Here is a 26,178-nt window from a genome sequence, read left to right as displayed (position 1 = left end):
CAATAACACTAATGGTTGCTGTTTCACCCTAACCCCAAAAAATAATACCTAAATTAATCTTTAATAGGGCACTCTATTCTAAAACATGCCCCTTGTTTTTTTTGCTCTACATAGATCAGTTTCGCTTGATTTGCTTCACAAATACTATGAGATAAATACAATCCTAAACCAGTTCCATTAATTTCGGTACTAAAAAAAGGCTGAAATAGTTTTGATTGATCAGATTTATCTATACCATGACCAAAATCGACCACATCAATGTAGATAAAGTTGAGTTTTGGATAGATATTAATCTCAATATGCTCGGCATCAGCTGCATTATGGCGAATGGCATTGCGTACTAAATTAATCAGTACTTGACGTAGTTGTGATTCATCAAAATCAATATTGGGACGATCTGAAATATTCAGCAAAATTTTATCTTTAATGTCATAAACATCTTGTTGAAGAAATTCATGCATAAAGAGATGTAAATTAATTTTGGTGGAAAAGACTTTCCTGTTCTTCGCCATATCTAAAGTATCTTTAATAATATTATCAATACGATTGGCTTGTTTTGAGATCATTTCCCTTAAAATGTGTTGTTGTTCAACATCGCTTTGTTGGCTAAGTTCATTGGCTTGTACGATCGCCGCAAGAGGATTGCGAATTTCATGGGCTATACTGGCCGAGAGTTGGCCTAAAGCAGCCAATTTTAATTGTTGAACCTTTTGATTGAGTTTTTGTGCATCTTCTAAAATCAGTAAAGTCAGTGCCTGATGAGGCACAATCAGTTTTTGTACACGAACATCAACAGTATAAGATGACTGAGAAGACTTAAACTGAAAGCGATGACCATCAGAAATTAACGTTGTATTCAACATGTTATAAAGGTCAGATTGAAAAGTCATCAGATGAAACGGTTGATGGCTATACAGCGCTGAAATTCCCAATAACGAACAGGCAGCTGGATTGATCACGATGATTTTAAAATGATCATCGAGTACCAAATAACCCACTTCAATTTGTTCTAAAATATAACGGTTAATATTTTGAAGTTTGAATAATTCATTGGATTGATGTGTATTCAATGATTCTAAAACTTGAAAGCGTTGAATGGAGACTTGTCCAATTCCATAAAAGACAAAAAATAAAGCCCCTAAAAGCGCACTGTTACCAATATTATTTAACGTGGTAATTGAAAATAGATTTCCAAACAGTTGTTGGTAAATCACACTAATGACAGCAATAAGTGTGATCACCAATGCCTGATTTTTGCTGAGCAAAAAGTTTGCTGCAAATACAGCAATGACAAACAGTAAACCAATAGAAATATTGGGACCACCCAATGCAAAAGACAATGAACTCAAAAAAATGAGGTCAATATAAAATAGGGCTAAAAACTGTTTGGTAATGCCGTGATGAAAATATCGGAGCAATACATTTTGTATAATACTGCTACCGATATATGCAATAAGTGAATAAAAATATAAGTTTGGATATTGGTAATAATCGGTTTGAATATTAATGGTGAGTAAAAAGAGTAAGGTTAAGCTAAACGCCAAAACGACTCGATAGTTGGTATATGAAATGCCTAAACGGTAAATTGTTTGAAATATAGGTACGGAGACCTTAGGCGACATAGCATTACTCTCATTTTAAAATATAGCATATCAAAAATCAGGGTTTAATGAGCCCATAACGAATAGCAAGATGAGTCAATTTGACATCACTATCGATCCCCAGTTTTTCAAAAATACGATAACGATAAGTATTGACCGTTTTTACACTCACAAAAAGTTTATCTGAAATCTCTTGTGCACTTATACAGTTGACCACCATCATTGCAACTTGCATTTCACGTTCAGATAATGCATCGAATGGTGAAGTTTGTGTATCTGATAAATAAGAGCTTGCTAACTGTTCAGCAATATCGGCACTAAAATATTTACCACCTTGCATCACTTTATTGATTGCTCTGACCATTTCAGTAATGGGCGCACCTTTGGTGATATAGCCTCGAGCTCCTGCTTTCAATAACAGTGAAGGGTAGGGTTCTTCAGCGAGTCCGCTCACAGCAAGTACTTTTGTGTCTGGCGCAATCTGCAACAAGCGACGCGTGGTTTCAACACCGCCAATTCCTGGCATATTGACATCTAAAAGAACCACATTAGGATGATGCTGTCGTACTAAAGAAATCGCTTCTTCACCAGATTCAGCTTGTCCAATCACTTGGATATCAGACTGGTCTTCTAACATTCTGCAAATACCAGTACGTACCAATTCATGGTCGTCCACAACTAAAACTGTGACCACAGAGACCTCCTAAAATGATTTAAAAAAGCAAGATTTTTGTTACATGATGCAAAAAATGCTTGCTTTGTAGTAACAAAAATAGCAATCCTATTCCTAATCTTAACCAAATTATTATGCATAATTACGTGGTTTAATATTAATCACGTTTAAGTGTAAATGTAAGTTATATTTGAGGTGTTTAGCAATTATGCAAAAAAACCTCCTTGAGATGAGTAAGTTATCGTGAAAAAGTCGACCAAAACGTTAATGAATGTACTGTCAGCATCAGTGCTACTCAGTCTAAGCTCATTGAGCTTTGCAGAACTTGTTAATCACTCCGGTGGATCATCGGGTCAAGCATCTATTAATTGGTCATCTGATGATGCAAGTAAGCTTTTAAACTCCGATAGTAATGTTATAGATTTTGATGATGAACCTGCCATTCAAGGTTCAACGACGATTTCTACCACTATCCGTAAATCAAATGGGGTCGTCAATACAAATCCACAACCTCAAAAGGTTCAGATTTTTGATACCAGCAAATATAGCAATCAACCTTCAGTCAATGCACGTGCAGCATTGGTGATGGATGCGCAAACAGGTGAGGTGCTTTACAGCAAAAATACCAATACTGCTATGCCGATTGCATCGATCACAAAGCTGATGACTGCTGTGGTGATTGCAGATGCCAATTTAAATATGTCTGAAGAAATCACGTTACAACAAAGTGATTTTTCTTGTTCAGGCTGTAAGAGTTCAAGTTCAACACTTCGCGCAGGCGATTCGATGAATCGAGCTGAAGCGTTATTGGTTGCTTTAATGAAATCTGAAAACCCTGCTGCATCAGCTCTAGCTCGAACCTATCCAGGTGGTCGAACTGCATTTTTCGCTGCTATGAATGCAAAGGCAAAGTCATTAGGTATGCATTCAACACATTATGTTGAGTCAACAGGTTTGCACCCTCGAAATGTATCTTCTGCACGTGACCTAGGGATTTTAGTCAGTGCGGCTTCTCAATATAGTTTAATTCGTCAATTTTCAACCACACCTAGCTATGATTTTAATTTAGGTTATCGTGTATTAAAATCGAATAATACCAATGCATTGGTTCGTAACGGGGGCTGGAATATCAATATTTCTAAAACAGGTTATATCAATGAGGCAGGTCGTTGTGTGGTGATGCATACCACATTAAATAACCGTCCTGCTGTGGTGGTGCTTTTAGGTGCGCCGACTTCACAAGCTCGAACTAACGATGCAACGCGTCTTATGAGTTGGGTGAGTCAATTACCAAAACGTATTTAATCGGTTTGAAGTTTCAGTGAGTCATTAGACGAGTTTTTGACTGAATGATGATTAAAATCCCCTTGGAAATAGGGGATTTTTTATTGAGATATAGAATGATTATTTCGAATTGTGCATAAGTGCATAGGATATCCACACCTGCGAATGCTTAAGATTGTTAATTTGGCTGAATTTAATTTATTAATTAAATCTAATGACTCATTTTATTTTTCTTTTCAATTGGTTATGGTATTGTTGTTATTGGGAAATTTCAGAAAAATACGATAATGAAAACAATAAAATTAACGAAAAAAATAACAGGGTTTACTTTGGTTGAACTGATGATTGTAATCGCAATTATTGGAATTTTAGCTTTAGTTGCCATTCCGCAATATCAAAATTATATGGCGCGAACATATATTGCCGCTGGGCTTGCAGAAGTTTATTCTGCAAAAACTCAATATGAAATTTTGATCAATAAAGATAACAATCCTGAAGATTTTACTCACGATAATTTGGGATTAAAAGCTTCAACTTCACGTTGTGATATACATGTGAATCCGCCGAATAATTTTGGTGTACAACCGCAAGCAATATCATGTGTTTTAAAGGGATTTTCAAAAATCAACGGCGTTCGTATAGATTTGGGAAGAACGGCTGCTGGGCAATGGAACTGTAAAATTGACAGTGATATTAGTGAAAAGTTAAAACCAGAATCCTGTTCATAGAACTTATCTATTTTATTCAAGTTGAATGCTAATTCTATAACATCCAATAAAAAGCCCTGCAGATGCAGGGCTTTTCAACAAAATATTAATCACTATTTTTGCGATAAATTATTTTGTCATATTTGAAAGAATTGAATCTTTCACTTGATCCATTGTTGCATCAATTGACAACATTACTGCATCTGAACATTGTTTGATTGCAGTATCTGGATCTTTCAGACCATTACCAGTCACAGTACAAACAATCACTGAACCTTCTTTGATTTTACCCGCTTTAATGTCACGGATTGCACCACCGACAGAAGCAGCAGAAGCAGGCTCTACAAATACACCTTCGTACATTGAAAGTAGACGTTGAGCTTCTAAAATTTCAGCATCAGTCAGTTCATCGAACCAACCATTTGAATCACGTACCACTGCTTTGGCATGGTTCCAGCTTTGTGGATTACCAATACGAATAGCCGTTGCAACTGTTTCAGGGTTCTCAACTGGGCCACCACGTAAGAACGGAGCTGCACCAGACGCTTGATAACCAGCCATGATCGGTAAACCAGCTGGTTTAGGACCTGTAAATTGATCAGTAGCAGCATCATAAACCACTTGCTCAAACTGTTCTTTCGGCTGATTAGCAACTGCTTCGGTATAACCCATCCAGTGTGCAGTGATGTTGCCCGCATTACCTACTGGTAGACAGTGGTAATCAGGTGCGCGACCTAAAGCTTCAACGATTTCGTAAGCAATGGTTTTTTGACCTTGCAAACGGTATGGGTTGATTGAGTTTACAATCGTTACAGGTGCTTGATCTGCAACTTCTTTAACCAGACGCATACCGTCATCGAAGTTACCACGAATTTGCATCGTGATCGCACCGTACATCATCGCTTGAGCCATTTTACCCATGGCAATTTTGCCTTCAGGGATTAAAACGAACGCTTTGATGCCTGCACGAGCTGCATAAGCCGCAGCTGCAGCAGAAGTATTACCTGTAGATGCACAGATAATCGCTTTAGAACCTTCTTCAACTGCTTTTGTAACAGCCATGGTCATACCACGGTCTTTAAATGAACCAGTCGGGTTTAAGCCCTCGTACTTCACATAAATTTCAACATCTTTACCAATAATGCCTGGGATATTCTCAAGCTTAATCAGTGGTGTATTACCTTCACCCAAAGAAATTGCACGAGTTGTTGCAGATACAGGTAAACGGTCGCGATAGCGGTCAACTAAACCAGTATAACGGTTTGCATTAGACATGATGATGATCCAATTGTATGTAGAGCTTGGCAAGGGGGCGAATATCCCCTCAACCCGATTAATTATCAAGCGATTCTAAACGAATTCGCACAATTTCGCCATGAATAGCAGGCAATGCTTGAATTTGTGCTAAAGCTTCATCCATGACAGATTCCACAATTGGATCAGTCAAAATCACAATAGGAATCAAATCTTTTAAGCGTGGTTGTTGCATAATGGCATCAATACTGATACCTGCACGGCTGAGAATTGTTGTTACATCTGCTAACACACCTGTTTGATCTTCGGCATTAATACGGATGTAGTGTCCAGTCGTCATTTGTTCACGGCTTAAAATTGGCAAGTCTGTTAAGTTTTCAAATGCCAATTGAGGAATCGTACCTGCACCATCTTCGGTATAGATAATGTCACGGACAATATCGACCACATCTGCAACGACAGCAGAAGCTGTTGGTCCTGCACCAGCACCTGCGCCATAATACAATGTCGGTCCTACAGCATTTGATTGAACCAATACTGCATTTTTAACACCATTGACATTTGCCAATAATTCTTCAGCAGGAATCAGTGTTGGGTGAACACGAAGCTCAATGCCTTTTTCAGCACGACGTGCAATACCTAAATGCTTAATACGGAAACCAAGCTCTTCAGCATATTTCACATCTTGTGCAGTAATTTTGCTGATGCCTTCCGTAAATACTTTGTCAAATTGCAATGGAATACCAAAAGCAATAGAAGCAAGCAATGTCAGTTTATGTGCAGCATCAATGCCTTCAACGTCAAATGTCGGATCTGCTTCTGCATAACCAAGTTCTTGTGCTTCTTTTAAAACGTCTGGGAAAGCACGACCTTTTTCACGCATTTCTGAAAGAATGAAGTTGCCTGTACCATTGATAATCCCTGCTAACCAATCAATACGGTTGGCAGCCAGACCTTCACGAATCACTTTAATGATTGGAATACCACCAGCAACGGCAGCTTCATAAGCAATTTGAACTTTATACTCATCAGCAGCTTTAAATAACGCAGTACCATGTTCAGCGAGCAAAGCTTTGTTTGCAGTCACTACATGTTTGCCATGCTTCATCGCTTCCATGATGAGTTCATACGCTGGATGAATGCCTCCCATCACTTCAACCACAATATCCACATCCGGTTGACGGACGATGTCCATCAAGTCAGCACTTTGTTTGACTGAATCAGCAAGATTAAGATCTGGGCGGGGACGGCGAGTGCCGACATGGGTAATTTGAATTTCACGATCGGTGCGACGTCTAATTTCAGCAGCGTTTTCTTGTAATAGTTTAAGGGCTCCACCACCTACGGTTCCTAGACCGAGTATAGCCAGACGAACTGGTTTCACGTCACACTCCAAAGATATTGATTACTTAGTTGAGGCTAGATCATAGCTAAAAAACAAGCCAGACTCTAGCCTATATATCATTTATTCTATACGTATAAATTAGAGTAATTTAACGCATAAATATTAGTTATTTAAACGGCTCGCCAATTCACTTGCAGATAAGTATCCACCTAAGTAAACGCCATTTGAATTGTAGATCGCTGGCGTACCATTAACCCCAATTGTTTGACCCAATTGATATTGCTGTTTAACTGGATTTTTACAGTTGGCTGGCGCAAGTTGAACACCTGCAATGGCTTGATCAAATGCGGTTTTGCGATCAGCACTACACCAAATACTTTCCATGGTTGGCATAAATTGATCGCCACGTGGCCAAGCAATGTAACGAACCTCAATTCCTTTGGCATTGATATCATCCATTTGCTCATGCAGTTTATGGCAATAAGGACAACTTGCATCGGTAAAGACATAGACCACATGTTTTGCTTTACCTTTGGCCGGATAAACAATCAGATCTTCAGTCTTTAATGAACTGAAATGTTTTTTATTCAGCTCAGCTTGAAGTGGTTCGCTCACGTTGTGAAGCTCTTTGTCTCCAATACGAATCACTTCACCTTGAATGATGTATTTACCATCGTTGGTGACGTAAACAGGCGGTAAACCTTCAAGTGTCGCCCAATATAAATTCGGAACTTCAGTAGTCTTAATATCTAAAATTTTAACGTTGATATTAGAGGCTTTTAAATTCTTTTCCAAAGTACTGATTAAGCGTTGCTGTGCATTACGTTCAGTAATATTAGAGGCTTGTCCAGTGGCTGGGGCAGTTGCTGTTAAAGTATCGTCTTTTTGAGCATTCTCTGATTTTGAACAAGCAGTTAAAGTTAAGCTTGAAGCAAGCAGGCACATGGTCAGTAATTTTGAACGGGTAAATTGCATAAACAACCCTTTAAGTATTTGGACATTATTTTGTGTCTTAGCATAGCAAAAATAAGATCGTGATTCATAAAATCTTGTTCGTGCTTGTAAATTTTATGATGAATGCATTGTATACATAGAAAAATAAAGCTTAAAAATCGATTAAGCCCTGGGGTGATAGGTGGAATGCAACTGTTGCATTCTGACTTGAGCAACATGGGTATAAATTTGTGTAGTAGATAAATCACTATGACCTAAAAGCATTTGTACAACACGCAAATCTGCGCCGTGATTGAGTAGATGAGTTGCAAAAGCATGTCGTAATGTATGTGGAGACAATTCACTTTGTATATTGGCTTGTAGGGCATAGCGCTTAATGGCATACCAAAAGTTTTGGCGACTCATGATTCCACCATGTTGCGTTAAAAACAGATAATCAGTCGCTGTTTTATACAAATGTGGTCGAGCATCTTGAATATATTTTTCAATCCATTCACGTGCCATTTCACCTAATGGTACCAAACGTTCTTTATTGCCTTTACCCAAAATGCGTAAGAAGCCTTGATTCAAATTGATTAGATCAATTCGTAGGTTAATTAGCTCAGTGACCCGTAAACCACAGGCATAAAGTACCTCTAGCATTGCACGATCGCGAAGACCCAGTGCTGTTGTGGTGTCAGGTGCATAAAGTAATGCTTCTACATCTTTTTCGGATAAATCTTTGGGGAGTGCACGTCCAAGTTTAGGTGTTTTATGGGATGCGACTGGATTGTCCGTTCGTATATTTTGTTCACGCAAAAATTTATAAAAAGAGCGTAATGCAGATAAGCAACGTGCAATAGAGCGTGGGCTTTTTGACTGTTTGGTCAATTGAATCAGTACATCTGAAATATCATCATGTGTCCAATCTAACATCGACTTTGGTACGCATTCACTGCATTGAATCAGATCAGATAAATAAGCATTTCGCGTATGTGGGCTGACAGTTTGAGCAATAAGATAGTCACGAAATCCTTGCAAAAAGCTCAGTTGGTCAGGAATCACAACTGAGGAGGGGATACGTGGTTTTTTATTTAGCATGGATCTTCTACAAATAGACGATGAATAAGGGAATTTCCTCAAAGAGCTTCAATGTAGACCAAATTTTTCTGTCTGTCGATGTTAAGCTATAGATGAGAATTGAAACTATCTTGATTTGGTAATTATTCTCATTTGTTTGTATACTGTTCAAAATTTTTTAGGAATTTTCATCGTGCGTTTGTCAGAATTGAAAGTGAAACAGACGGCTATCATTGGTAAAGTCACTCGTAATACTGATGATAGCGTAGGGCAGAACGATCTTGTTGCAAGTCGTTTAGAAACTTTAGGTTTTGTACCTGGCGCACAAGTGCAAGTGATTACTAAAGGTATTTTTGGTGGTGACCCGATTTTAATCCAAGTTGGATTTACCCGATTTGCACTACGAAAAGTTGAAGCTGAAAAAATAGAAATTAATCTTGACGGAGCACCTGCATGAGTGATGCGCTGCGTATTGCCCTAGTAGGTAACCCAAACTGCGGTAAAACATCTTTATTTAATCATCTGACAGGGACTCGTCAAAAGGTCGCAAACTATGCAGGGGTGACGGTTGAACGTAAAGTAGGGCAGTTCACTTTAGCTTCTGGTCAAGCTGTACGTGTTTTAGATTTACCAGGTACATATAGTCTAAATGCAACCAGTCCTGACGAAGTCATTACCCGTGATGTAGTACAAGGCAAAATTGCCGAAGAAGGTGATCAAGATGCATTTTTATGTATTGTTGATGCGACCAACCTAAAGCTACATTTGGGTTTAGTTCTTGAGATGATTGAGCTTGATCGTCCGATCTTGCTTGTATTGAATATGATGGATGAAGCACGTCGCCGTGGCATGCAGATCAATGTTCAAAAACTTTCTCAGCGCTTAGGTGTGCCAATCATTGAAACTGTGGCTGTGAGAAATGCAGGCATTGATAATTTGATGAATGCATTGGAACATAAAAAATTTACCAAGCCACATCAAGAACTCAGTGATGTGAAACTCAGCGGTGCCAATCATGAAAAAATTGACCAGCTTTTAAAAGACGTTGTTCAGTACATCGATCACGAAGACAAACGTACAGATTTCCTAGACAAAATCTTTTTACATCCAGTATGGGGTTTAGTCAGTTTAGCTGTGATGATGTTTATTGTGTTCCAAGCGGTATTTGCTTGGGCAGCACCTTTTATGGATGGGATCGAATCATTCTTCGGGTGGTTTGGAGAATTTGTTGGCCAACACATCTCACATCCATTACTCAATAGCTTAGTGGTGGATGGTGTTATTGCGGGTGCTGGTGGGGTGGTGGTCTTCCTGCCTCAGATTTTAATCCTATTCTTCTTTATTCTGGTTTTAGAAGAGTCGGGCTATTTACCACGTGCAGCTTTCTTGCTCGATAAACTGATGTTTAAAGCTGGTTTAAGTGGTCGTGCCTTTATTCCTTTACTTTCAAGTTTTGCCTGCGCAATTCCAGGGATTATGGCAACACGAAGCATCAGTGATCCAAGAGATCGTTTAACCACGATTTTTGTTGCGCCATTGATGACCTGTTCAGCACGTTTACCCGTTTATGCTTTATTGATCGCTGCATTTATTCCAAAAACCATGATTTGGGGCCTATTCAATCTGCAAGGTCTGGTGTTATTTGCTTTATATATGGCCGGCATTTTTAGTGCATTAATCGTATCTTTTGTGTTGAAATTTTTCCAAAAAGATAAATCTCAGCATATGCTATTAATGGAATTACCTAGTTATCGTTTGCCTGATGTAAAAAGTATTTGGATTGGATTGCTGGACCGTGCCAAGATTTTCTTGAAACGTGTTGGTGGTATTATCTTCGCGCTTTCTATTTTACTTTGGTTCTTATGTACTTTCCCACAACCACCAGAAGGTGCGACTTTGCCTGCAATTGATTATTCATTCGCGGGAATGTTAGGTCACTTAATGCATCCGATCTTTGCGCCGCTTGGTTTTAACTGGCAAATCTGTATCGCATTGATTCCAGCGATGGCAGCACGTGAAGTTGTGGTGGCAGCACTTGGTACTGTCTATGCGCTGTCTGCTGTCGATGACGATGCAATGTCTGAAGGCTTAGCATCACTCATCAGCAATGGTGGTGATTTAAGTTGGTCGGTTGCAACTGGTCTGTCATTGTTGGTGTGGTTTATCTATGCGCCACATTGTTTGGCAACCCTTGCAACGGTAAGACGCGAAACTGGGTCTTGGAAGACAGTAAGCTTTATGACCATTTATTTGTTTGGTTTGGCTTATTTGATGTCGTTCATTACCTACCAAGTTGCGTCACATTATTTGGGCTAATTCAAGTTCAAATACAAGAGGAGACTGAGATGATTGAAATTCTAGTGGTTGCTTTGTTGGTCATTTGGAGTGCTGTTGTGGTGTTTAAAAAGGTTTTTCCACAAACATCAAACTCAGTCTTCACACGCTTATCAAATTTCTGTGCGAAACACGGTTGGATGGCTTTAGCCAAGTGGTTGAAGCCTACTATGGTTTCGGGCTGTGGTGGAAGTTGTGGTTGTTCAGCGACTCAAGATACAACGACCCAAAAAGTTGAAACTCAAGCGGTAAAGTGGAAATAACAATACATTAGACATAGTAAAGCATTACAAACCGCATAAAGCCTTACATCTGATGTAGGGCTTTTTTTATTGCCAGCGTGTGACTGTCTTCATAATATTGCCATCTGCATCGGCTGAAAACGAGGTATGAAAACCTGACAGGAGGTAGAGTTTTTGTTTTTTCAAATCGATTCTATATTTTCTTTCTAACCAGTTTCCGCTGAGTGTCGAACCATGAATTTCTTTAATGGTGATTTCTTTATTGCTTAATTGTAGATTTAAATAAGGCGAAATTTTGGGTGTATATTTAAAAGTAAAGCAAGGTTGCTTTGCTTTGTTGAGCAAAGAAATGGTTAAGAAGTCTTCATCTCGCATAGAGAATTTTTTACTTTTCTCTAAATCACTCAAATTATCACTGAGCGAAATTTCATTTAATAATTGGCATTTTTTGGATTTGGAGAATTCAGTCTTTTTTAACGTGATTAATTTTGAAGCCCATATTGGTTGGCTCACTAAACACGCCATAATCATTAATGCATATTTCATTTTTATTCGATTTTTCATTTTATTCACGATTATTAAAGTCTATTAAAACATAGATTAGAGGACTTGCATAATTCCTTTTATTGGTCTTTTGTCTTGGGAGAAAAAATTTAATTTTCATCAGCATTTAAACTAAACTAGCGCTGTATCTCAATAAAACCACACTCATGTAATTGTTGAGGAAACCAAAGAATACCGCTGATTCAACCATCATCGTTTTTTTTACGCAACAACACAAAAAAATCAGATAAATTGAAAACAAAAAAAGCATTCAAAACGGCAAAGTGCTAACATTTTGTAGATTTAAAAATATCAATGCTGGTGGGGCAAAATGCTAATACAACGCGGTGGATTAAAAGTTGTTGCTGGACTCGGAATTTCAGGTGTTTCCGCAGTAAATTTCTTACATGATCATGGTTATCGTGTTGCTGTAACAGATTCACGTGCTGTACCCCCAGGTCACGACAAAATTCCAAGTGAAGTTCAAACCTATTTCGGACAATTCGATCAAGACTTATTGCTCAGTGCTGAAGAAATTATCATTAGCCCGGGGCTTGATCCTAAACTTCCAGAAATTCAGGCAGCCATTGCCAAAGGCATTCCTGTGGTAAGCGAAATTCAAATTTTACGCCGTGCCACAGACAAACCCATTGTTGCGATTACAGGCTCAAATGCTAAAAGCACAGTGACCACGCTGATGGGAGTAATGGCGCAAGATGCAGGTAAAAAAGTTGCTGTGGGAGGTAACTTAGGTCGTCCAGCTTTGGATTTAACCAAAGATGATCCTGAACTTTATATCTTGGAACTATCGAGTTTTCAGCTGGAGACCACTTCAAACTTAGAAGCTGAAGTTGCGGTTGTACTGAATATGAGTGAGGATCATCTAGACCGTCACGGCGATATGATGGGGTATCACACGGCTAAACATCGCATTTTCCAAGGGGTGAAAAAAGTCGTATTTAACCGTGATGACTCATTAACCCGTCCGTTGGTTCCAGATGCAACCCCAATGCAAAGTTTTGGTTTAAATGCACCAGACATGAATCAGTATGGCGTACTTAGAGATACGGATGGCACGATTTGGTTGGCGCGTGGTCGTGAGCGTTTATTAAAAAGCTCAGAGATGTATATTCAAGGTACACACAATGTTGCCAATGCTTTAGCGTGTTTAGCATTGGGTGAAGCGATTGGTTTACCTTTGGATGTGATGCTTGAAACTTTAAAAACGTTTAAGGGCTTAGAACATCGCTGTGAATTTGTGAAAGAAGTTCAAGGTGTTCGTTATTATAACGATTCCAAGGGTACTAATATCGGCGCGACTTTAGCTGCACTAGATGGTTTAGGTGCTGCCATTGAAGCTCAAGGCGGAAAAGTTGCGATTATTTTGGGTGGTCAAGGCAAAGGTCAGGATTTTACCGCTTTACGTGACTCTCTCACCAAATACGCAAAAGTGGCTGTGCTGATTGGTGAAGATCGCCCAGTCATTGAACAAGCCATTGAGGGGACAACTCAACTTATTCATGCGGAAACATTGAAGCAAGCAGTGGAATTATGTCAGCAGCATAGCCACAGTAAAGATGTCGTATTATTATCGCCAGCATGCGCAAGTTTTGATATGTTCTCGGGTTATCCAGAACGAGGTCATCAGTTTGTCGCAATTGTCAACGAACTGACTTAAACAATAATAAGGAATAAGTTATGGCTGGGTTAGCTCAGACAACGATAGATAAATTGACACAAGTGTATGATCGCTGGTTGCCGAAAGTGCCCAGCGAAATTACACCCAGAAATGTTCTGATTTTCTGTGTAATTGCTTTGCTGTGTATTGGCACGGTGATGGTCGGCTCTGCGTCTATGCCTTATGCAGAGCGCTTACATGAAGATCCATTTCACTACGTGATTCGACATTTAATCTCAATTGTGGTGGCCTTTGTTGCTGCTGTGTTGGCGTATCGAATATCCTTGAATACGTGGTTTAAAAATACCTTTCCTTTATGGCTCATCACCATTATTTTATTGATCGCTGTATTGGTGATTGGCTCTGAGGTCAATGGTTCTACACGTTGGATTCGTATCGCAGGTTTTACCTTCCAGCCAACTGAAGCTGCAAAATTGATGATGGCGATTTTTACCGCGGACTATGTTGTACGTCGTGCCGAAGAAGTACGAAATAACATCAAAGGCTTGGTTCGCTTAGGTGTAATCATGTTGCTTACCGTTGGTTTGATCATTGCTGAACCCGATTTAGGGGCAACAGTGGTGATTGCCTTGACCATGCTAGGCGTGTTCTTCTTAGCAGGGGCTCCACTGATTCAATTTGGTATAGCACTCGGTGCAATTTTAAGTGCGTTTGTATTCTTAATCTTGTTTGAGCCATACCGTTTTGAACGTTTGATTTCATTTACCAACCCATGGGCAGATCCTTTAGGTTCAGGTTATCAGTTGACCAATGCATTGATGGCCTTTGGCCGTGGTGGCTGGTTTGGTGAAGGGTTAGGACACAGTATCCAGAAAATGTCGTATTTGCCTGAAGCACATACTGACTTTATGTTGGCTATTTTTGCAGAAGAATTTGGTTTCTTTGGGATTATTACGGTACTGGCGCTATCATTCGTGATGGTGATTTGCTGTATCCGTATTGGTCATCGTGCATTGAAACATCATTACTTACGTGCAGGATACTTGGCTTATGGCATCAGTATCATCTTCTTGCTACAAATCATGGTAAATGCAGGCATGAATATGGGCATGCTACCAACCAAAGGTTTAACCTTACCGTTTATTAGTTATGGTGGTTCATCATTGATTATGTGTGCAGTGATGATTGCACTCATTTTAAAAATTGAAGAAACAACGCAAGTGAAGAATCCTTCTAAAGAGGAATCGAGTTTCTAATTTTTGAGCTTTGATTTTTTAATAGCCGATGATCTGATGCATTCTACAGATATTTCATCTTGTATTTTGCAACACAGACATCGGCATTTTTGTGCCACAATTTTGGCATTCTACATGGCCGTATTTGGGTTTGGACAACGGAATTAAGCGAATGAAAAACAGAGAAAAATACTGGCGTTGCTGTTGAATAATATATGTCGCGAATGTCTTGCAGACAGGGCAGTGAAATTGTCCTGAATCGGTTTTGATGGTTTTAGGTCCAATACCAAAAATAAAAAACATAATGATGCTCATTCGAATCATGTTTAGATTGATTTTGATTGAACAAAATTCGATAGGTTTATGCAAGGGTAATGTTGTAGTGATTTCAAGTATAGGCGGAGGAATTAAAATCAGTATTTTATTTTCAAAGATCTAATTTATTTAAAAAAACCTGAAATTTCTGTGCCTTTAGGAATACTATTTCGATCCCATTGAGCAACAGCTTGCTTAAGCATAACAGATGGACGATCAAGATCTACAGGCAGTTGACCTAATGCCAGAATGGCCTGACTTAACAGTTGAGGTGCTTGGGCTGTATCCAGTGCTTGCGCAAGGTTCTGTTTGGACAGCTTTGTACCATGTTCATTCATGGCCAAAGGCAAATGCATATATTCAAGTTGAGGATAGCCAAGAATTTGGGCTAAATAGATTTGGCGTTCAGTATTGTCTAACAGGTCTGCTCCGCGAACCACATGCGTGATCCCTTGTAGGTAGTCATCGACCACGACAGCCAATTGATAATTGATAATCCCATCACGACGTTTAAGGACGAAGTCACCTAGATCGTATTCTAAGTTCGAACAATGTTGACCCTGTAAAATATCCTCAAAACAGATATTTTCATCATGAACTTTTACACGAATGGCTTGATGTTCAAGGGGAAGATGAAGTTCTCGACAAGTACCTGCGTAAATATGATTTGACCCAAGCATTTTTCGGGTACATTGACAGGCATAGACCAACCCTTGATCGTGCAAGTCCTTAAGCACCGATTCATAAATATCTAAACGATCTTTTTGGAAGATGATTGTTGCATCAGATTCAAATTCAAATGCTTCAAGGCATTTTAAAATATGATCTTCACTGCCTGGATAAATACGAGGGATGTCGGTATCTTCAATGCGTACAATCCATTGACCATCATGCGACTTTGCATCGCAATAACTGGCTACAGCAGTGATTAAAGACCCAAAATGCAAAGGGCCGGTTGGCGATGGCGCAAACCGACCTGAGTAGCGATTCAGCGAAACATCGTTTCGCTGCTGCTCGACTAGAATGTTGTCAACTGTCACGATTAACCGTTGTTTTGTTTCTCTTTGATCTCAGCCAAAGTTTTGCAGTCGATACATAACGTTGCTGTTGGACGAGCTTCTAAACGACGTAAACCGATTTCGATACCACAAGTTTCGCAGAAACCGTAGTCATCATTCTTGATTGCATCTAATGATTGCTCGATCTTGCGAATTAATTTGCGTTCGCGGTCACGTGTTCGTAGTTCAATCGCAAATTCTTCTTCTTGAGTCGCACGGTCATTCACGTCAGGAAGAGCTGTATTCTCATCTTGCATAGTGTTTAAGGTGCGGTCTACTTCAGACATAAGCTCTTCTTTCCACGCCAATAAAATTTTGCGGAAATGCTCAAGTTGTCCTTCAGACATGTATTCTTCATTTTTCTTCGGCTGATAAGGCTCGATTCCAAATAGACTCGCTGTTGTGCCACCTTCAGCAGTCTTTGGCTTGGTCTTACGAACGCGTTTAGTGACTTTATCGTCAGCTAGTACGTTACTGTCTTGCAAGACTTGATCTTGGTTGTCATTCGCCATAAAGGGCTATCCTCATCATATACGTATATCAATACGCAAAAAATATGGTGATATGCAAGTGTTTTTATCTCTACCGATAGATTAGTCTATCGGGGGCGTCATCATATAGATTTTTTACCAAAGATGAAAGCCATGAATATCGTGTTTTGACTTTGCGTAAATCCTTTTGGAGGAATAACTTAATCGAAAAAAACATAAAAAGAAAGCTAATAGCCTGAAATTTCTTTATTTATATGTTGTACGAAATTTTGTAAACGATGTACTTGTGTTGTAAATTCGCCATTTTCTTTTAAGTGCAAACTTCGGTAACCCGGTGCAATATTATCAAGTGCAAAATCATCACTCAAGGGCTTGAACTGCACTGAGGTTGAAGGCGTAGAAAAAAATTGTATTGTTTTCCACGCATGCAAAGAATCTTGATGCACATGACCACAAATGACCAGCTTAATATTGTCAAATTCCGTCAATATCTGTTGCAATTCATGTGTATTTTTTAATTTATGTCGATCAATCCATTTCGATTGCATGTCGAGTGGATGATGATGACAGGCCAAAATCACATGTGTGTTCTGTTGATTTTGTAGAATAATTTTCAATTGCTGCAGTTGTTCAGACTGAATCCAACCATCAATTTTTCCATGGACTGCTGTATTGATTAGACAAATACGCCAATTGCCAAAGCTGAGTACACCTACATTGGGTTCTGGTTGATAGAATGGGAAAAAAGCAGGGTGGTCGTGATTGCCAGGAACTTGATAAAAAGGAATATTGAGTTTGGTCATAAATGCCTGATAACGTTGATAAGTCTCAGGTTTTGCAACTTGTGCTAAATCCCCAGTATGCACAATGGCATCGATATGGGGAAATTTTGCTACTATATCTTCAATGACAGCATGAAAACTTTGCTCAGGATTGACTTGAACAAAGTCAGCATTTGGATCATCCATTAAATGCGTATCTGTAATTTGAATGATGATTTTTTCTTTTACTTCTAATTGCTTTTCATCTGAGCCCATTGCTGTTTCCCCTAGGCTTTTAAAGTCACAATATGTTGTTTAAGCCATTGTAAAGCCATAATAACGGGAGCATTGCATAATCGCTGGCTTCCAAATAAAGCATCTAATTCTTTATACGGAATGATATGTAATTGAATATTTTCACCTTCATCTGGCATACCGTAAATTCCCCCATGTTCTGGCAATGTTGATTCTGCAACAAAGAGATGAAAACGTTCATCACATGCACCAGCCGAAGGGTAGAATGTAAAAAGATGTTCTAAATGTGTAATTTCACATCCTGACTCTTCTAAACTTTCACGGCGTACGCAAGTTTCAGGGGTTTCATCGCCATCCAAAACACCTGCAATGATTTCAAGTTGCCATGGTGATATCGTATCATCAATTGCGCCGACGCGAAATTGTTCAATTAAAGCAAAGCGTTGCTGTTGATCATCATAAATTAAAACACCAGCAGCTTCTTTACGTCGAATAAGTTCTCGACTGATTGGAGGTGTATATTCTGCTTGATTAAACAAACGATGTTTTAAGCTGACTTTTTCAACTTTAATGAATCCATTATAAATATATTGACGATTCTCTATTTTAAAATCGTTTTTGTTATAAGTGGCTTGTTCAAGAATTTTCATTCGTGTGGTTTAAAATAAAAAACAATTGAATTCATCCTAACTGAGAAATAGCCAAAGGCAAATTAATTTTTTTGAGGCGTATTGCTTTAATATTTCATATTTTACGGGAATGCTGAGAATCACATGAAATCTCAATTCGTGATATTTCGTGTATTTTAATGTGTTTTAAATCGATAAAATATATTGTAAAAGAAAAGATTAGCTTTGTTGATCATGCATTGCTAAAGCTTATTTATGTGATGTTGTCATTCTGTTTTATAGGTAGTGATAGGCATTTTTTTAAAATATTTTTGAAGCGATTTTTATCTTAAAAATTTTAACAATATTATCAATCATGACAGATGGCGTCATTAAAGCAGTTACGCTTTTCGATTTCAGATAGCGGGAAAAGAGTTAAGCCTAAGAATTGTGCCAATTGGGCAACAGCGAGATCATGTTCTGATTGTGAAGCTGTATCCATGACTTTTGCTGATAGAGGAATGTCTTTTTCACGCTGTTCTTCGTTCATTGCGATAAATGTTAAAAACTTGCGTGCTTGATCAGCAAGACGACTATTTTTGTGTTTTGCTAAGGCTTCAATTTCCATTAAATTCGAAATTTGAATATCAAGGTTATCTTCATAGCGTGTAGATACAGGCTGTATTTCAGTTCCTATAAATAACAAGGTGCTATAAAATTTTAATAAATATGAAGCGTCTTTTTGATAGCTTGTATTGGGGTAGTGTTTTAGATAGTTTTCCCAAAATAATGCACGTCGCGTAATTTCTTGTGCTGAGATCTTGAATTTATTATTACTGAGTAATGGTTCTTTATTTTGTTGTGCCAGCTCTTGCATAAAGACTTTTTCAGCCTCCGGGAAAAAAGGAGCGAATATATTGGCTAAGTATTGTGGACTACGTCGATAGACTAAATGTCCATCATTGGCTTCAACAATTTCTAAATAACCTTGTCCCTGATGGCGTAATAAATATTGATCTCTTTGATTCAATTTTTCAAAGAAGGTCTGCTGAATATTGGGGATTTGCGCTTTATCGACTACATAAGTCTCAAATGCTTTTTGCTGATCTGGTGTACGATTAATCGTTAAAAATTGTGCATACATTTGATCAGACTTCACCATGATGTCTTTCTTCTGAGCCAAAGTCATATCTGGTAAACACATACCTAAATACTTATTGATCTGCTCTAAGGCGAAGGTTGTCCTTTGTGGTGAAATTTGTTGCATTTCCTGAGGAAGTTTTTGACAGTCAAAAGTTAAATTTTGTTGATCCTGCGTTATATTTTTTTTATTGTCATTGGATGAATGTAGAAGCTCAGGCATAGGGCTACTGCATGTTGGAATAAAATAACACGCACCCAAAATTACCACGATAAGCAGGATACTTCGAAATCGAGTCAAAAAATGCATCAGTCAGATTGTCAGATAGCTATGGAAATGCATGAATGTAATCTGGTTATTTTTACTTATTTTGTTTGAATAATATGAAATGATTTGTAACCTAGACTGAATTAAACTTTGTTTTTGAAAACTTTAGCAATCCGACATGTATAAATGAATACAAGATGTTGAATGGGCTGGGCTATGGCATGTACTGTGTTTTTATTGTAACCATATGCAAAACTATGGATAAAATATCGATTTGTCATAATATGTTTTGACTAAAAGTAATAAAAAACATACGAATAATTGCTGTGATATCTTTAATATCAGAATTCTAAATAATATTTTTATCTAAATTTAAATACTTTAAGTTTGAGATTGTTATAAGAAGAAAATGATGAAAAAGACATTGGTCACGACAAGTTTAATTTTATTCAGCCCATTTTGTTTTGCCCTTGATTTGGTAGAGGCTTATGAACTTGCGAAAAGAAATGATCCAAATTGGCAAGCCAATCTTTATCAGTATGAATCAGAACAACAAAATTTAGGTGTGGCAAAAGCAAACTTACTTCCGACTGTGACCGTTGGTGGTAGTGTCACACGTAGACATCAAGAACTGGATGATTCAAATACATGGAATCGTGTGCTGAATACTCTGGATCTTATGCCGACTACAACGACAACCAAGCAAGCGGCAATTTCTGTGCGCCAGCCTTTATTCCGTTTGGAAGCTTGGCAAGGCTATAAACAGGTTAAAACGTCATTGGAATTAAGCGAAGTAACCTTAAAGTTACAACGCCAAAAGCATTTGCTTAATGTCTCTGAAGCTTATTTTAATGTGCTTCGTCAACAAGCTTTAACAGCAACAAACTTGCAAGAAGAAAAAGCATTATATGAGCAATTAAGGGCTATGAATGCGCGCCAAAAAGAAGGCCTGGTCTCACGTAGCGATGTGGGGGAAGCCAATGCACAATATCAGAATGCACGAGCAAACCGAATTGCTACAGGTGTTCAATTGGTTTTGGCACAGGAACAATTAGCGCAACTGATAGGCACTTATCAAGATAAATTAGCGGTTTTACGTGATGATTTTCAGTATCAAAAACCAGTTCCAGCTTCTTTGAATGAATGGGCCAATTTGGCTGAAACACATAATTTGGAAGTCTTACAAGGAAAGTTACAACTCAAGGTTGCGGAAGATCAGCGTCGCATTGAACAAGCTGCTCGATATCCAACAATCGATGCAGTTGGCTCATATGGATATACTGCGCAATCTCCGAATAGCTTAATTTCCAATGATGGTCAATTTAATCAGATTGGCGTAGAAATGAACTGGAATGTTTTTACCAGCGGTAGAACCAAGGCCAACATACAAAAAGCAAAACTTAATGTGAAGAAAACCGATTCACAATTGAGTGCGATCATTCGTAAAGCAACCACAGATGTGAAAAAGTCATATATGCAAGTCGAAACGGATCAATCGACTTTACAAGCAAGAAAAACAGCGATGGATTCATCGGCTTTAGTGTCGAGTGCATCTCAAGCACAATATAACGAGGGACTAAAGAGTATGGTGGATGTGTTGCTTGCTCAGCGCAATGCATTCTCTGCCAAGCAACAATATGTGAATACACAATATGATTACATACTCAATGTGTTGCGGTTGAAGGCTGCGATTGGACAACTCAACGAACAAGAACTTGCACAAATGAATGCATGGTTGACTTATAAATAGAATATGCTTTATGGGTCAAAATATGAACAGATGATTTTGTCATCATATGTTCATAATGTTTATGTTTAAATGGTCAAAAATCATCAACAAGCCCGATGTGGAGTAACTGAATTTGAGCCCGACGAATCCTGTTTTAAGCCATCATATTTCTTCGCAATTTAATGAAGATTTACAGGATGTTCATACCAAATTTATGACCATGGGTGGGCTGGTTGAGCAACAAGTTGCAAATGCAGTCCATGCACTACTTGATACTGATGTGAATTTGGCTATAGATGTTCAGTTCCAAGACAACACCGTCAATCGTTATGAACGTGAAATTGATGAAGGTTTAACCTTGATCCTGGTTCGACGTCATCCTGCAGCCAGTGATTTGCGTATGGTGATTGCCATGAGTAAAGCCAATACAGATTTGGAACGCATTGGTGATGAGGCTGCTAAAATTGCCCGTATTGCTCAGAACTTGTGTGAAGATGGTGAGTCACCACGTGGATATATGGAAACACGTCATATTGGCAATCAGGTGCGTGTGATGATTCATGATGCTTTAGATGCCTTCGCTCGTGTAGATGCAGAACAAGCGCTTAAAGTCCTGCTCGCAGATGCAGATATTGATCGTGAATATCAATCGGCTACCCGGACGCTCATGACTTATATGATGGAAGATCCTCGTCATATTTCTAGAGTGATCAATGTTATGTGGGTGCTTCGCTCACTCGAACGGATTGGTGATCATGCACGAAATATTTCTGAACAAGTAATCTATATGGCCAAAGGATTCGATGTTCGTCATACCAGTGTCGAAGAAATTGAAGAAAAGGTGCAAGGCAGTATTCGCTAATTTTCTAAATTGTAGAGATTAAAATAGAGGTCTAGTTCCATCACTTGGCCTCTTATTTTTTTAGGTTTGTTTTTAATATTTGAATTTTTTTGAAGAAAAATTAGACAAAAAAATTCCTAGATTTTGGGGGAAATCTAGGAAGGAAAACTGAGTAATCAGTACGATGTTATTATTATATTTTTAACACTGTATTTTTAAGTTAGAGCGTTTTGTCTTTAACTTAATATTCTGTGATGTGTTTAATATAACTATAAAAAAGTTTTGTGTCACTCACATTAATGTGAATTAATGTAAGGATATATGTACAAAATGTAACCAGAATTTAATTTTGTAATCTGATTAAGATTTGATCTTATACATGCAGATAAAAATTAAGGACATCTTTTATTCTCAGTTTAAAACCAAATCTTTTTGATTTGAACCAGACCTAGACTTAAGTGTTAAGTACAAAATTTAAGCATACTTAATGCTTAGCTGTAAGTTGATTTGTTGATCAGAAATTTAGAGTGTAGCTTGCTACAAGCTATAAAAGGACGCTAATCATAAAAAAGAAAAGCCCCCATGTGGGAGCTTTTTCTATTAAAGCCTACGCGGACTTCGTCCTCGTCTTGCGTAAATTTAAAGCAGCGCTTTATTTTTCTGCTCAGGCCGAACCTTCGCCTTGCGTTCGGGTGGAGCGGTGCTCTTACAAAAAAGAGCCTCATAAAAGATTCTTTTCGATTAAAGCCTACGCACACCTGCGGTGTTTGTCTTGTGTAATTTTTAGAGCATTAAAAAAAAATCCCCAAATAATGGAGATTCTTTTTTAATTTAAGCCTACGCGGACTTCGTCCTTGTCTTGCGTAAAACTTAAAGCAGCGCTTTATTTTTCTGCTCAGGCAGAGCCTTTGCCTTGCGTTCGGGTGGAGCAGTGCTCCACTGATCCTCACTCAGGCTTTAGGCCTTCGGCTTTTTCTAGGCTTTCGTCATTGCTGAAAAATTTTTCACGTTGTTCTTCAAGAAACTTTTTCGCATCAGGTTCAAACACATTTAAACGCTTTTCATTGATCAACGTCGTTTGGTGTTTAAGCCATTCACCCCAAGCTTGTTTAGACACGTTTTCAAAGAACTCTTGACCTTTTGCACCTGGGAACGGGGCAAAATCTAAGCCTTCCATCTCTTGTTGATATTTACGGCAAAATACTTGTCGAGACATATCGTTTTTCCTTAAGCGTAAAGTTGTTCTAAGCGAGCGTGGGCACGTTCAATCGCTGCTTCTACTTGTGCAGGCGCTGTACCACCAATATGGTTACGTGCATTTACAGAAGCTTCAAGTGTAAGTGCTTTTTCAAATACATCAGCTTGAATTAAATCAGAGAATTGTTGAAGTTGCTCAAGTGTTAATTCAGATAAATCTTTACCTTCTTGAACACCAAGTGCAACTGCTTTACCGACAATTTCATGCGCATCACGGAAAGCAACACCATTTTTTACAAGGTAATCTGCTAGATCAGTTGCAGTTGAGAAACCACGGAGCGCTGCTTCACGCATGATTTCGATGTTTGGAACCAATGCAGGAATCATGTCAGCAAACGCCATGAGTGAACCACGAACGGTATCAATGGCATCGAACAAAGGCTCTTTGTCTTCTTGGTTGTCTTTGTTATATGCCAATGGTTGACCTTTCATGAGTGTTAATAGGCTCATTAAGTCACCATAGACACGACCTGTTTTACCTCGAATCAGCTCAGGTACATCTGGGTTTTTCTTTTGTGGCATGATTGAAGAGCCAGTACAGAAACGATCAGGAATATTTACGAATTTGAACTGAGCAGAAGTCCAAAGAATCATTTCCTCAGACATACGTGATAAATGCATCATAATCAAAGACGCAGCGGCATTGAATTCAATACCGAAATCACGGTCAGAAACAGCATCAAGTGAGTTTTCAGCAACCGCTTCAAAACCTAAAAGTTCTGCAGTGTAAGCACGGTCGATTGGATAAGTCGTACCCGCAAGGGCAGCAGAACCAAGTGGCATACGATTGGTACGTTTACGGCAGTCAATCAGGCGTTCAGAGTCACGTACTAACATTTCGAACCACGCCATTAAATGATGACCAAAAGTCACTGGCTGTGCAGTTTGCAGATGAGTAAAACCTGGCATGATGGTGTTGGTGTTTTTCGCAGCTAAGCCCAAAATGCCTTTTTGTAATTTTTGCAATAATTCTAGAATGGCATCAATTTCATCACGTACATATAAACGAATGTCAGTTGCCACTTGGTCGTTACGGCTACGACCTGTGTGTAGTTTTTTACCTGTGATGCCAATACGTTGAGTCAAACGAGACTCAATGTTCATATGTACATCTTCTAAATCGATGCGCCATTCGAAATTTCCAGACTCGATGTCTGCTTTAATTGCAGTCAAGCCTTCAATGATGTCATCACGCTCTTGTTCAGTTAAAACGCCAACTTTTGCAAGCATAGTTGCATGTGCAATAGAACCTGCAATATCTTGTTTATAAAAGCGTTGGTCAAATTGAACAGATGCTGTAAATTCAGCAACAAATGCGTCAGTAGCTTCAGAGAAACGACCGCCCCACATACCCGAAGTTTGGGCTTGTGACGGATTTGAGGAATTAGAAGATGTGGTCATATCGGCTCAATAAAATGAAAAGCAGTGATTTGGGGAAGAGTATAACAAATTCAGATTCACTTGCCGAAGGCTTGAACAGGGAATCTTACTTAAAACAACATCAGGGCAATGCTGAGTCGCACTTTTTTAGGCAAAAGGGCAACTGGAAGTATTGGTTAGAGCTGTTTATTGCCAGTATTGTTTTAACCTTATTATTGACCTTGGCTGAAGCACAATCGTGGTCTGCGCTGACTTTGAATGAGGTTGTGAAATACTTTCTATATATCAATTGGGTGATTTTAGTATTTATTGCAGTGATTGAATTATTTGAAGTTCAATTTAATAAACTCAGTGCCTTAATGGCATCGATAGTGGGATTTTTTTTATTACAACTGATTGTGATATTAACCACAACGAGTTTAAATGTGTTGTTTTACTGGGGATCACATTTTTCCTTACAAAATTTTTCTTGGGCTATTTTGTTGAATTTTTTAGTTCTTCATATGAGTTATGCCATGCTTTTGGGTGCATTTTGCTTACGCTATATTTATGTGCGAGATGAATGGGTCAAACAGAAAAATAGTGAATTAAATGCACGAGTTCAGGTGATGCAAGCACGTATCCATCCACATTTTTTATTCAACAGTTTAAACAGCGTGGTCAGTCTTATAGGTAGTGATCCTGATAAAGCAGAGCATGTACTGATTGATCTTTCCAAATTATTTCGGGCCAGTTTTCAAGAATTACGAGTGGTCAGCTTGAAAGAGGAAATTGAGCTCTGTCAGCAATATTTGGCGATTGAGAAAATTCGCTTGGGGGAACGTTTGAAGATTGAGTGGAATATTGAAAAAAGTGATGAATTACATAAAGTTCCCATTCCATTGTTAACCTTGCAACCTTTGCTAGAAAATAGTATTTTTCATGGTGTGGAACAAAAAATGATCAATGCAAAGATTGCCGTACTGGTCGAAATATTGGAAAATCAAGTCAGTATAGTCATTACTAACCCATTTATAAAAGATAAAATAATGCATAGAGAAGGAAATGGTATTGCTTTGAATAACGTCAAGCAACGGTTGAAGGCACACTTCGGGCATTCGGTACAATTAAGAAGTCATGCTGGCAATGGAATATTTACAACCGTCGTGCAATACCAATATAAATAAAAGAGTCGAGTTAACTTATTACAATAACCATCGTTAACT

At 38.5% G+C, this 26,178-nt stretch carries 25 protein-coding genes; 10 read left to right on the top strand and 15 right to left on the bottom strand.

Annotated elements, in window-relative coordinates:
• Nucleotides 1-53: 53 nt before the first annotated feature.
• Complete coding sequence (locus G8E00_RS14930) at nt 54-1,622, bottom strand: sensor histidine kinase (protein ID WP_166012580.1); 1,569 nt, start codon at nt 1,620-1,622, stop codon at nt 54-56.
• A gap of 37 nt (nt 1,623-1,659) precedes the next feature.
• Nucleotides 1,660-2,295: a response regulator transcription factor GacA gene (gacA, locus tag G8E00_RS14925; protein WP_166012579.1), complete on the bottom strand. Its 636-nt coding sequence runs from the start codon at nt 2,293-2,295 to the stop codon at nt 1,660-1,662.
• 222 nt (nt 2,296-2,517) lie between these two features.
• On the opposite strand from gacA, the gene G8E00_RS14920 reads away from it, so the two are divergent.
• The gene (locus G8E00_RS14920) at nt 2,518-3,579 is read left to right on the top strand and encodes a serine hydrolase (RefSeq protein ID WP_166012578.1); all 1,062 of its coding nucleotides are present in this window, start codon (nt 2,518-2,520) and stop codon (nt 3,577-3,579) included.
• A gap of 266 nt (nt 3,580-3,845) precedes the next feature.
• Nucleotides 3,846-4,286 carry a pilin gene (locus G8E00_RS14915; protein ID WP_166012577.1) on the top strand — a complete coding sequence of 147 codons (441 nt, stop codon included), beginning with the start codon at nt 3,846-3,848 and terminating at the stop codon, nt 4,284-4,286.
• Nucleotides 4,287-4,394: 108 nt separating this feature from the next.
• Here the strand turns inward: G8E00_RS14915 and thrC are convergent, their stop codons facing one another.
• The 4 genes from thrC to xerD form a co-directional block, all read right to left on the bottom strand.
• A complete protein-coding gene (gene thrC / locus G8E00_RS14910) occupies nt 4,395-5,540 on the bottom strand; it encodes a threonine synthase (protein WP_166012576.1) in 1,146 nt (381 codons plus the stop codon).
• Nucleotides 5,541-5,598: 58 nt separating this feature from the next.
• Nucleotides 5,599-6,903 (bottom strand): homoserine dehydrogenase, encoded by a 1,305-nt coding sequence (locus tag G8E00_RS14905; RefSeq protein WP_166012575.1) that lies wholly within the window; start codon nt 6,901-6,903, stop codon nt 5,599-5,601.
• A gap of 123 nt (nt 6,904-7,026) precedes the next feature.
• Nucleotides 7,027-7,839 (bottom strand): DsbC family protein, encoded by an 813-nt coding sequence (locus tag G8E00_RS14900; RefSeq protein WP_166012574.1) that lies wholly within the window; start codon nt 7,837-7,839, stop codon nt 7,027-7,029.
• Between the two features lie 141 nt (nt 7,840-7,980).
• Entirely contained in the window at nt 7,981-8,898 is a 918-nt protein-coding gene (gene xerD, locus G8E00_RS14895) for a site-specific tyrosine recombinase XerD (RefSeq protein ID WP_166012573.1), read from the bottom strand.
• Between the two features lie 172 nt (nt 8,899-9,070).
• Between xerD and G8E00_RS14890 the strand changes: the two genes are divergently transcribed.
• The 3 genes from G8E00_RS14890 to G8E00_RS14880 are packed head-to-tail and all read left to right on the top strand — an operon-like array spanning nt 9,071 to nt 11,474.
• A complete protein-coding gene (locus G8E00_RS14890; RefSeq protein WP_166012572.1) occupies nt 9,071-9,334 on the top strand; it encodes a FeoA family protein in 264 nt (87 codons plus the stop codon).
• Nucleotides 9,331-11,193, top strand: a complete 1,863-nt coding sequence (gene feoB, locus G8E00_RS14885) for a ferrous iron transporter B (RefSeq protein WP_166225866.1) — start codon at nt 9,331-9,333, stop codon at nt 11,191-11,193. The genes G8E00_RS14890 and feoB overlap by 4 nt, the downstream gene beginning before the upstream one ends.
• Nucleotides 11,194-11,222: 29 nt before the next feature.
• Entirely contained in the window at nt 11,223-11,474 is a 252-nt protein-coding gene (locus G8E00_RS14880; RefSeq protein WP_166012570.1) for a DUF6587 family protein, read from the top strand.
• Between the two features lie 66 nt (nt 11,475-11,540).
• Here G8E00_RS14880 and G8E00_RS14875 read toward each other — a convergent pair whose 3' ends face one another.
• Nucleotides 11,541-11,966 carry a hypothetical protein gene (locus G8E00_RS14875; RefSeq protein ID WP_166225863.1) on the bottom strand — a complete coding sequence of 142 codons (426 nt, stop codon included), beginning with the start codon at nt 11,964-11,966 and terminating at the stop codon, nt 11,541-11,543.
• A 361-nt stretch (nt 11,967-12,327) separates the two neighbouring features.
• On the opposite strand from G8E00_RS14875, the gene murD reads away from it, so the two are divergent.
• Complete coding sequence (gene murD, locus G8E00_RS14870) at nt 12,328-13,674, top strand: UDP-N-acetylmuramoyl-L-alanine--D-glutamate ligase (RefSeq protein ID WP_166225860.1); 1,347 nt, start codon at nt 12,328-12,330, stop codon at nt 13,672-13,674.
• 20 nt (nt 13,675-13,694) lie between these two features.
• Complete coding sequence (gene ftsW / locus G8E00_RS14865; RefSeq protein WP_166012567.1) at nt 13,695-14,891, top strand: putative lipid II flippase FtsW; 1,197 nt, start codon at nt 13,695-13,697, stop codon at nt 14,889-14,891.
• Nucleotides 14,892-14,945: 54 nt separating this feature from the next.
• Here ftsW and G8E00_RS14860 read toward each other — a convergent pair whose 3' ends face one another.
• From G8E00_RS14860 to G8E00_RS14835, 6 genes are all read right to left on the bottom strand, one after another.
• Nucleotides 14,946-15,173 carry a zinc-ribbon domain-containing protein gene (locus tag G8E00_RS14860; protein WP_166225857.1) on the bottom strand — a complete coding sequence of 76 codons (228 nt, stop codon included), beginning with the start codon at nt 15,171-15,173 and terminating at the stop codon, nt 14,946-14,948.
• 137 nt (nt 15,174-15,310) lie between these two features.
• On the bottom strand, nt 15,311-16,228 hold the full coding sequence (gene gluQRS, locus G8E00_RS14855; protein WP_166226584.1) for a tRNA glutamyl-Q(34) synthetase GluQRS: 918 nt from the start codon (nt 16,226-16,228) through the stop codon (nt 15,311-15,313).
• A complete protein-coding gene (gene dksA, locus G8E00_RS14850) occupies nt 16,228-16,755 on the bottom strand; it encodes an RNA polymerase-binding protein DksA (RefSeq protein WP_166012566.1) in 528 nt (175 codons plus the stop codon). Before dksA ends, gluQRS begins: the two co-directional genes overlap by 1 nt.
• A 206-nt stretch (nt 16,756-16,961) precedes the next feature.
• Nucleotides 16,962-17,771 (bottom strand): 3',5'-cyclic-AMP phosphodiesterase, encoded by an 810-nt coding sequence (cpdA, locus tag G8E00_RS14845; protein ID WP_166225854.1) that lies wholly within the window; start codon nt 17,769-17,771, stop codon nt 16,962-16,964.
• 11 nt (nt 17,772-17,782) lie between these two features.
• On the bottom strand, nt 17,783-18,400 hold the full coding sequence (locus tag G8E00_RS14840) for an NUDIX domain-containing protein (RefSeq protein WP_166225850.1): 618 nt from the start codon (nt 18,398-18,400) through the stop codon (nt 17,783-17,785).
• A gap of 328 nt (nt 18,401-18,728) precedes the next feature.
• Nucleotides 18,729-19,721, bottom strand: coding sequence for a hypothetical protein (locus tag G8E00_RS14835; RefSeq protein ID WP_166225847.1), 993 nt, complete (start codon nt 19,719-19,721; stop codon nt 18,729-18,731).
• Between the two features lie 454 nt (nt 19,722-20,175).
• Between G8E00_RS14835 and abuO the strand changes: the two genes are divergently transcribed.
• Both abuO and phoU read left to right on the top strand, forming a co-directional pair.
• A complete protein-coding gene (abuO, locus tag G8E00_RS14830; protein WP_166225844.1) occupies nt 20,176-21,516 on the top strand; it encodes a multidrug efflux outer membrane protein AbuO in 1,341 nt (446 codons plus the stop codon).
• Between the two features lie 112 nt (nt 21,517-21,628).
• Nucleotides 21,629-22,357, top strand: a complete 729-nt coding sequence (phoU, locus tag G8E00_RS14825) for a phosphate signaling complex protein PhoU (protein WP_166012561.1) — start codon at nt 21,629-21,631, stop codon at nt 22,355-22,357.
• 925 nt (nt 22,358-23,282) lie between these two features.
• Here the strand turns inward: phoU and G8E00_RS14820 are convergent.
• Nucleotides 23,283-23,552 (bottom strand): oxidative damage protection protein, encoded by a 270-nt coding sequence (locus G8E00_RS14820; protein ID WP_166225841.1) that lies wholly within the window; start codon nt 23,550-23,552, stop codon nt 23,283-23,285.
• Nucleotides 23,553-23,563: 11 nt separating this feature from the next.
• Nucleotides 23,564-24,994 (bottom strand): argininosuccinate lyase, encoded by a 1,431-nt coding sequence (gene argH / locus G8E00_RS14815; RefSeq protein WP_171522903.1) that lies wholly within the window; start codon nt 24,992-24,994, stop codon nt 23,564-23,566.
• Here argH and G8E00_RS14810 point away from each other — a divergent pair.
• On the top strand, nt 24,985-26,139 hold the full coding sequence (locus G8E00_RS14810) for a sensor histidine kinase (RefSeq protein ID WP_166225838.1): 1,155 nt from the start codon (nt 24,985-24,987) through the stop codon (nt 26,137-26,139). The two genes, argH and G8E00_RS14810, sit on opposite strands and share 10 nt — an antisense overlap.
• Nucleotides 26,140-26,178 lie beyond the last annotated feature (39 nt).

It is taken from the genome of Acinetobacter shaoyimingii (assembly GCF_011578045.1).
Classification (GTDB): Bacteria; Pseudomonadota; Gammaproteobacteria; order Pseudomonadales; family Moraxellaceae; genus Acinetobacter; species Acinetobacter shaoyimingii.
Note: the sequence above shows the minus strand (reverse complement) of the source record. Positions and strands in the feature narration are given on the sequence as shown.